This window comes from Acinetobacter sp. EKM10A, assembly GCF_011075215.1.
GTDB lineage: Bacteria > Pseudomonadota > Gammaproteobacteria > Pseudomonadales > Moraxellaceae > Acinetobacter > Acinetobacter baumannii.
This window is the reverse complement of record NZ_JAALLK010000012.1, coordinates 51,666-60,426: the sequence shown is the minus strand read 5'-3', so window position 1 is coordinate 60,426 and position 8,761 is coordinate 51,666. Positions and strand designations below refer to the sequence as shown.

General features: G+C 45.5%; 7 protein-coding genes. All 7 read right to left on the bottom strand.

Translation table 11 applies throughout. The features are described 5' to 3' along the window. Nucleotides 1–23 precede the first annotated feature (23 nt). Nucleotides 24–602, bottom strand: a complete 579-nt coding sequence (locus G9371_RS14415) for a tail assembly protein (protein ID WP_000959558.1) — start codon at nt 600–602, stop codon at nt 24–26. Next, nucleotides 596–1,345 carry a C40 family peptidase gene (locus tag G9371_RS14410; protein WP_000567460.1) on the bottom strand — a complete coding sequence of 250 codons (750 nt, stop codon included), beginning with the start codon at nt 1,343–1,345 and terminating at the stop codon, nt 596–598. The genes G9371_RS14415 and G9371_RS14410 overlap by 7 nt, the downstream gene beginning before the upstream one ends. Next, entirely contained in the window at nt 1,342–2,037 is a 696-nt protein-coding gene (locus tag G9371_RS14405; RefSeq protein ID WP_000504046.1) for a phage minor tail protein L, read from the bottom strand. The genes G9371_RS14410 and G9371_RS14405 overlap by 4 nt, the downstream gene beginning before the upstream one ends. Beyond that, on the bottom strand, nt 2,037–2,363 hold the full coding sequence (locus G9371_RS14400) for a phage tail protein (RefSeq protein ID WP_000394499.1): 327 nt from the start codon (nt 2,361–2,363) through the stop codon (nt 2,037–2,039). Before G9371_RS14400 ends, G9371_RS14405 begins: the two co-directional genes overlap by 1 nt. Before the next feature lie 72 nt (nt 2,364–2,435). Beyond that, a complete protein-coding gene (locus G9371_RS14395) occupies nt 2,436–8,024 on the bottom strand; it encodes a tail length tape measure protein (RefSeq protein ID WP_000896671.1) in 5,589 nt (1,862 codons plus the stop codon). 2 nt (nt 8,025–8,026) lie between these two features. Then, entirely contained in the window at nt 8,027–8,374 is a 348-nt protein-coding gene (locus G9371_RS14390) for a hypothetical protein (protein WP_001982243.1), read from the bottom strand. 5 nt (nt 8,375–8,379) lie between these two features. Further along, the gene (locus tag G9371_RS14385; protein WP_000771531.1) at nt 8,380–8,733 is read right to left on the bottom strand and encodes a hypothetical protein; all 354 of its coding nucleotides are present in this window, start codon (nt 8,731–8,733) and stop codon (nt 8,380–8,382) included. Nucleotides 8,734–8,761: the final 28 nt, after the last annotated feature.

Here is an 8,761-nt window from a genome sequence, read left to right as displayed (position 1 = left end):
ACATCATTCCCAAATTAACTTGCTTATTCGCCTTCAAACAACAACTGGTCAATCGACATAGCGACTGAAATAGGCGTTCCCTGAACTAGACATCTGCCGTAAATGAGCTGAATTGGTCCGCCCTGAACTTCGGTCTGTTCAGTGCCATTGAAGTAATGGGACGTTCTTCGTTGGGACTCGCCATTTTTCTTAGGTTTAGGCGCAAGTAATTGAGAGATACCGCCTGCGAGCATCCCGAATGCTGTTGGTAATAAAGCTGGATACCAAATACTGGCAACTAGAAGGACAACACCGACCACTGTTTGCAAGACACCATTACCACCTGCACCGACAACCACAGGTACAAAACGAATGGTTTTGAGTTCACCGTGAACCAAGCCAAAATCCTCATCAGATAATTGACGCTTGGTTCCATCTTGGAATTCGCATAAAACGCGGTAATGAGCGAATTTGGCTGCTTTTTCACGCAACCAGTTGACCAATGAACCAGAGGTATTTGCGTTGATAAGTCTTAAAGCGTGACTTGGACCTCGCGCGGCAACGCTCCACTTTTTGCCAAATTTCTTTCCAAGTTCTCCATGCAAATAAACATCGACTAACATTTACTTTTGTGCCTCATTTGCTTAACAGTGTGCTTAAGCCAGTAGGAGCCGTAGACATAGGCGTCGTAGCGAGATAAACGACCCTCGCAGTGATGAAGGATTTTTTCTGTACCGACATAAATGGCTGCGTGGTTCGGGTTGCCACTTCCGTCGGTTTGAATGAAGAGAATGTCGCCGTACTGAAGGGGCTGATTTGTCACATCGACAAGCCCTACTTCTTCGTACTTATTGATGAAGTAATTGGTTTCTTCATTGGTCCAGAACTTCTCTACACGCGGGTAGTCACGAAGTTCGATACCAAACTCACGTAGGTAAAAGTCGCGGCAAAGCGTCCAGCAATCGAAAGAGCCATATACATATGGACGACCTTCGTATGGGGCTTCATATCCGGTTGGTGAAAACTCTACGAGATCGTTAAAGTGGAATTCGTCCCCTTTCTTCTCGACCATTAGCATGTACCAAGGCAAGCCTGTCACTTCACAGCCGGCCAAATCAGATTCGGTTGGCTTCGGATTGCCATTGGTATGCGTATGCCATACACCAACAATTTCACCTTCCTGTTCTGCGCGAAGATACTCATCGGGATTAATAAGAAACTGAGTTTTCGGGAACGGCGAATCGTTACGACATTTTATAGTAAGCGCTAACTTATATTTATTGACAACAATAAAGCCACAAGCTTCATTTGGATAACAATCCATCGCATGTTGTTTAATTTCATTAAGTAGGCGTGTGTCGATCATACGCGCTGCACCCCTGGGAATGCGCCGTATGGAAGAACGGCATTTTCACCAAATCGGCAAGTACAAGAGCTAACCCGTTTCCCGCAGGCATCAAGATTCGGGTCATCTGTCGGCTTGTCATCCTTTGTGAAATAACCGCCTGTCCAACCGCAGTCTGGCGAACGGTACTGCCAGCGACATGCATTCTTGGTCACCTGACCGAAAGGTAGTTGAACGCCTTGGAAATCAAAGGCTGATGCCAATTCCCATTCAATTGAAACGCGGCTTTCATTAACCTTTCGATCAATAAACCAAATTTGATCTGGCAAATGTTGCGTTGGGTCGGCTTCGGGATTTCCATTAGGAAAGTTCACTTCGTCAAGGAAGCGGCCAAATGTACGTTTACGGATAACCTTGCATCCAATAAGGTTGTCCAGCTCCGCCGCAAGTGACGAAAATAAGCCACTTACGTTTGCCAGAATTAGCTTAGGCGTAGGCAAAGTGCCCTGACTGCTTACATCAAAGTCACTTGCTTCAATAGGCAAAGGGTCATAGCGTTCTCCCTGCCAGTAGATCGGTTGGTGAAACGCATTTACGCCAGAACAAAAACGAATAACATCGCCCCCAAATTTAGTTGTATCAATAACAAACAGTTCAACTTCTGCTGTTGGTGACAACGATTGAATTTCAGCTACAGCGATTTTCTCGCCCATTATTCATAAACCTCTTCAAGCACTGCGGTAATCTGAAAAACACCAAATTTGATTTGATTCATCTTCCATTCGCGGCAGACGAACTTGCCCTTTTTGCCTTGTGGGTCAATCCAATCAAACGCGGTTGTGCCATTGGCTTTGTTAAGAAACTCGTCAATTTCATTTGCCGTTTGCAGGTTGTTGGTAAAGGTGCAGTTCCATACCCGCAAACTTGGGTTAATAGAATTTGGAATACGGGCTTCGTAGCCATCATTAAACTTGACCGTAGAGACGGAAGGTTTTTTCGACTTTTCAGCGCCCAAATCGGGCTTCCAAATAAATTCCATAAGACTCAGAATGAAATTAAGCGCCCACCTAATTATAAGTAAGCGCTTACTAATATTAAAGGGGTAATTATATTATTTCTTATATAATCTTCCTCCCGGTCTGCTTTGTTTGTCCAAGGTGCTCATGACAATGGCTTCGACCTGCTTCGCCATTTGTTTATATTCTTGAGCATCACCGCCAGATGCGCTTGTAGAAGAGCTTCCATCGTTGTTTACGGTGATTTGGATTTGAACGTGATTTTGCATGTCGTTTGAAGCGTCACCCGCTCCCAACATGGAAACACCGAGTCTGCCCGATGAATCGCGAGTAAGCGGCATGATTGCTTCTGGCCCTGCTTCTCCCATCAGACCGTTTGCAAAACTTCCACCCTTGGCAAACATAAACGGTGTAGGTTCATTCACGATAGAGTTGGTAAAAATTCCACCCTTGGCGAACTGTGATGTACCACTCCAACCTACAGCGCTGTTGAAGCCACCGCCGACTTGATATGAAGCACCGCTACTAATGTCTCCAATACCTGCTCCTGCACCGCTGTAAGCTCCATAAGCGGCCATTCCGACTTGGAACAATGTACCTAACCAGTTACCGCCCGATGAGCCGCTGGAAGCTGTGCTTGATGCTAACAGGCTTGTTGCCCATTGGAACAAAGCATTAATTGCCTTGCTGATAGCATCTGACGCAAAAGTCCAAAGACCCTGTGATGCGCTGCTGACATTTTCCCATAATGAACTTAATCCTTGAGTCAGTGGATTTAAGGTAGCGCGTAGTTTGTCAAATAGCGGTATAGTGTCAGTAATTTCAGTATTGACCGCAGCACTTGTAGATTCGCCTGTATTTGGGTCAACAGCCGGAGCATAAGGACCTAAACCGCGCCATCTATTTAGCAAGTCTGATGCCCAGCCCATTCCGCCAGCAGCTTTACCGCTCAATAAGGATTTACCAAGATCAAAAATGGATTGGTTACCCATTACGTTGGTAATTAGCTTACTTGCTGAATCTTTTACAAAGACTTTTGCATAATCGGCAAAAATATCAGATCCAATTTGACGCCAGTCGAAGTCCTTGAAACTCATCCGTCCTGTAATGAGGTCGGCAACTGAGTCGATAGCACTTTCTGTCCACTTCTGGTTAATGCTTTCAATACCGACTTTCAGATCACGGTATTGGCGTAGCATCTGCTGTGTTGCGGATTCAGAGGCGCGAACACGCTTTTCATTTTCAAGCATTAAGCGCTTGGTGAATTCCTCTTCAGCCAGCTCTTTGGCTTTGATGAGTTCTGCATATTCCTTCTTGGCAGCCTCATCGTTTTCCATCATGGTTTTGGTAATCTGAATCCGCTTTTCTAGCGCCTTACGCTGCTCATTGATCTCCTTGGCAACTTCATCATACGCATAGTCGGCAGAAGATTGACGTCGATCAACTTCACTATCCATTAGGTCAATGGAGAGTTGTTTATTGATGTTTTTAGACTCATAAGCTTTGGATAAAGTGTCCTTGGCCACCTGATGGTTAAGCGCAAAGTCCTTGAAGTCGTTATAACCGCCTGCTTGAAGTGCCATTGGATTACGCACTTCATAACGGGCGAACTGACGTTCTAAAGCCATTAAGGCATCAGATTTCTTGGTGTCATTCTCGACAAATTGATCAAGGACGTTCTTAAAGTCCTCATCTGTTGAAGCCGATCTTTCAGCGGCAAACTGAATTGATGCCTTGTAGTCATCGGCCATCAACTTCTTCATTTGGGCGTTAAGGAACTCATTGACATGTTGACCTTTGTACATGCCGTCCCAGTCAATTTGATCCTTAGTCCAACCTGTATCAGGATTGTATGTACCCTTCGTGAATGGACGTGAGCGTGGGTCATTATTGTCATCCCATTTTCCGCTCATCCAACGCTCGATAAAGTCGTTCTTCGCTCTCTTGAGGTAGTCAACAGGCTGACCGAGAATTTCACTAATATCAGTCTCGCGGTCTTGAGCGCCCAACAAGGCTTTCTCAACATCAGCACGATATAGGTTGTTCCATTGGCGATCGTAACCTCGTCCAGTTTTCTCTTTAGGCGTTGAGCCTCCACCAGAACCAATTGCCGGTGCAGAATAATCGGCAAGATTTGACGGTGTAGGTAATACACTTCCTGTAGAGGTTGCAGACGAAGTTTTAGCGGCAGCAGCTTGCTTCTGCTTATTTTTGAGAAGCTTGGCGTTCTTTTCAATGTCCTTTTTAAGAACGACTTGTCCAGCGTATGGGCCTTTCTCGATATAAACCAGCCCGCCTAATTTCATGCCGCGTCTGTACCCGGCAAGCATATCGTCAATTTCTTTTAATTGCTGTTTGCCACCGTCAAGCGCATTCGTTAAGAAGCCTTTCCCCTTTTGTACAAGCTCCCGCTTCTCAAGCAATTTGGTGATTTTCTTGCCAAGTTCACGGGTTGCAGGTGTTGAGGTAAAGCCACCGCCCTCTTCAGCCGTTACACCTTTAACTGGGATTTTTAAAACTTCGCCTTTGTAGTTTGCCAAATCACGGAGATTACGGCGTGCGTTTTCTGTATCAATGCCTAACTGGATTAAAGCATTGTTCCAGATGGTATGTAGACCTTTTAACCCTGCGATCAGGTCATCCCGTAAGCCTTGCACTAACCGTTGGAAGGATGATCTTAACGGGGTTTCATTCTTGTTGACGCTATCAAGCCAAGAAATGAACATTTGACCTACAAGAAGTCCTAACCCGACCCAGCCTGCCCAGCGTAACATGCCGCCCAAAATGCCAAGGACGCGTGTACTCATATTGGAAACTTTAGGCACAACATTTTTTGTGCCATCGCCCATTTTTGATACCGCCTGCCCTAAGTTATTTGCAGTGCTTGTTGCGGTAGCCAATTGACCGGAAGAGGTTTGAGCAGTCTTACCCAAGCCACCCAATGCAGGAAGGAGTGTTGTAACTAGGCGACTAACTAGGCTTAATTTCCCAAAAAATAAACTTGTCGCTAAGGTTAGGGCGCCAAAACCAGCTCCAAGACCTGTCACAATGGCAATTGCGGGATGCAAATTCATCAAGTTTGCAATGCCGTCTACCGCTTTGGTTAGACCATTAACGAAGCCCGTTAAAAAAGGTAGAAGCGGAGCAAATGATTCAGCCAAACGTCCCAATGAAGCCATTAGGTTGTCTGTGCTACCCTTTAATGTGTCTTGAGCTTCTTTTAGGGCCTGCTGACTTTCTGCTGAACGTTTAGCGCTTTCTGCCACTTCATTTGCGCGGTCAATGAAGCGTTTATCTAACATGGTGGTCAAACCGTCTACGGTTTTATTTGACCAGCCCATGCCAGAAGCCCAACGAGTAAAGCCCGTGCGCTCAATTTTGTTTTGTTCATTCGGATCAACAACTTTGCCTTCGCTGTTGATCATCTGACCTTTCTGGTTGTAGGTCCAACGCTTGGTCCCTTCACCAAAGAAGCGGGTGAAGTTATCTTCACGCATCATGTAATCAAGAATCTGACCGCGTAAAGATGAGAAGAACTTAACCGGATCTTCGCCCATCGACTTCAAGTCCTTGAAGCCCGCGTTCTTCATCATTTTGGTAAATTCTTTGATATTTTTAGCGTTTTCTCTGAACGCCTTCTCAGCATCGCCGTCCTTGAATTCGTTGAGGATATCGGCGCCCATCAGATCGGTTACGGCACGATTGGTAATTGTCTTACCCGAACCGTATAAACCCATCATCTTGAGCATCGTACCTACGGTTGCGATACCCCCGCCACCACCGTTACCACCACCAGCGGTCTTGAACTGCTCACCAAGCGCTGCGATTTTTAACCAGCCATCGGCTGAGACGTCAGCTCGCATACCGCCCATGTTACGCGCAATGGTTTCAACGTCGGCAATTTTGATTTTGCCGTTTGAAATATTGGAGATTTTTAACAGCGTCTCGAATGATTTGTTAATTTCATCGACATTGTTCATGACTTGGCGGGATTCGGCGAATCCGTACAAGTTTTTCACTAGGTCGCTGTTTGAACCTGTTTCATTACCCGTTGCACGTAAGATGTGAGCCACACGGGTAGCAGTTGCTAATGTGGCATCAATGGTCTTTTCGTGGTTGCCACCCATTGCAGCCATAGCGTCAAGACGGGCATCAATGGCTTCTGTATTGGTGAGATATTTCTCAGTCTTGGTTAAATCTCTGGATTTTTGAAGGAATCGTTCTTGTTCTTCTTTTGGAAGATTCCACAATGATAGACGGAATTTAGATTGCTCTAATTCCATATTTTTGTGTACAGCGCCGCCTAGACCTTGATTGATCTTGATACTTGCGTACATTGCGGCAAGGTCTTTGGCAACAGACATTTGCTCTCGATGCAATAGCTCTTGAGCCTTACGCTCTTCATTAAGCTGCTGCATTCTCACGCGATGAGCGTCACGTTCCGCCTGCTCGGCAGCGCGTTGAGCAGCTTGATCTCGGTTATTGAGCGTTCTTGTCCACCAACCCGTATAATCAAGTTCCAGCTTACGACGAGCATCCGCAGTTCGTGTCTGAGCTTGGCGTTCTTCATCGATGTTTCGAATTAGAGGGCGCTGTTTTAGGCGTGCATCGGCTTCTCGGCGTTCGCGTTTGTCGAGTTCGCGATTAAACCAGTTTGAATACTCCTGCTCTAATTGACGTCGTTTTTCAATGCGTCTGCGCTCAGCCTCTTCCTCTCTTCGTTCACGGTTAAAGAGCGCTTCTTTCCACCAAGCCTCGGTTCTCTTTTCAAGCTCTTGGCGTTTACGTGCTGTGTCTAGGCTCTTTTGTTCCTGACGGGATTTGGCTTGTTCTACAGATTGCTGGTTTTTAAGTGCGCGGGTGCGTTCAATCTGCTGATTGAGCAGGTTTACACCTTTTTGCAGCTCGCCATTTTGATATTCAATATCACGAATGACAGACTTGATTTGCTCCTTAACAAGCTTGGCCGCATCTGCCTCTTTACGCCACAATTCAATATTTGCGCGCATTTCCACTGCTTTTTCAGAAGTGGAATTCTTGTTCTTGCCGAAGAATGTGCCGTTATAAAGTTTTTGCTGTACTGCTAAATTAACTTCCGCACGTTTCTGAATCTGTGCGGCCTTATAAGCCATTTCACGGCGTTCAGCGAGCAGCTTCTCGTTATTCTTAATCTCAGCCTGTAAAGCTCTAGCGTTATTCGCAAGTGTTCGTTTTGATTGCTTCTCTAGTTCGTCACCAGTCGCTTTTGCGTGTGCCTCAAGAATCTGCTGACCCTTTGAAACTCTATTCAAAAGTGGGTTTAAATTTTTGAGCTTTTTCTCGTAGGCTTGCGTAAAGTCAGCCAAATTTTCAATACTTTTGGCTGCTTGCGCTGTGGTTTTGGCAGTTTTTGATGCCGATTTGTCTACGCTATCCAATGAGCGTGAAAGTGAGTCAGTATTTTTCTGAACCCCACTTAACATTTTCAAGGAAGCTGCCAGATTGTCATCAAGCGTTTTGAATGAGGAAGAGAGCTGGCGAATATCTCCGCCCAAACCACTAAGAATCTTCTCCAAGCTTTCGACGGAAGCGTTGGTTTTCCCCAGATTGCTGTCTAGCTTATCTAGGCGATCTGATGCCTTTTGAATAGCTTGGTCAAATTGATTGACATCAAGTTTGAGCGTATTGTTAATTTCGCCAGCCATATTTACTGCCTCGGTGCGCTAAGTCTTCGCAGCATTTCAAGACCGTCTCTGTCCAATTTGGCTTCTAATGGATTTGATTTAACTTTTACGACATCCCCCCGTTCCGCGAGTAATTGGTCGGTAACGTCTTTGGTCAAGGTAGATTTACTGTTACCGCTCATGAACGCTGCCGCACCAAACGTGGCTGCTGTAGAAACGTTTAGATGGCGTAAGTCGTTTCTGGCCTGAATGCGTTGAATGTTTTTGCTAAGAAGCCAGAAAATGCGTATTGGTAGTTTCAATACGCATTCATAGCTCATTGAATAGAAGTGCATGATTTGGCAAAAGATGAAGCCAAAATCGATTGCCAATACTTCTACTTTCCCTCTGGGTCTTCCTGAGTCTCTTCGGATGAGACTTCCTCTACCCCTTCGACGTCGTTGCCTTTTGCAAATTCAGCAATGGCTTGAATCTGGCTTACGTCAAGCTTGTTGATTTCTTCTTCCGTCATGGTTGGAATAGCCAAGCCGACGACTTTTCTCGTTAAGCGAACTTCATCTGCCAATGTGAATTCGCCCTTTTCTGCGCGTTCCACAATCGACTTGGACTCATCGACGATTTGGAGAAACTGCTCCACATTCAATGTGCGGATTTCGTGATTTTTTCCATTTACGACGACTACACGTTTTTCTACTGATTTAACTAATGGATCTAGGTTGAGTAATTTCATAAGCGAACTTCCTGAAAAATCTTATAAA

Coding starts and splice junctions, on each gene's coding strand:
- G9371_RS14415 (WP_000959558.1), bottom strand. CDS start 602: ATGTTAGTCGATGTTTATTTGCATGGAGAACTTGGAAAGAAATTTGGC.
- G9371_RS14400 (WP_000394499.1), bottom strand. CDS start 2,363: ATGGAATTTATTTGGAAGCCCGATTTGGGCGCTGAAAAGTCGAAAAAA.
- G9371_RS14410 (WP_000567460.1), bottom strand. CDS start 1,345: ATGATCGACACACGCCTACTTAATGAAATTAAACAACATGCGATGGAT.
- G9371_RS14395 (WP_000896671.1), bottom strand. CDS start 8,024: ATGGCTGGCGAAATTAACAATACGCTCAAACTTGATGTCAATCAATTT.
- G9371_RS14405 (WP_000504046.1), bottom strand. CDS start 2,037: ATGGGCGAGAAAATCGCTGTAGCTGAAATTCAATCGTTGTCACCAACA.
- G9371_RS14385 (WP_000771531.1), bottom strand. CDS start 8,733: ATGAAATTACTCAACCTAGATCCATTAGTTAAATCAGTAGAAAAACGT.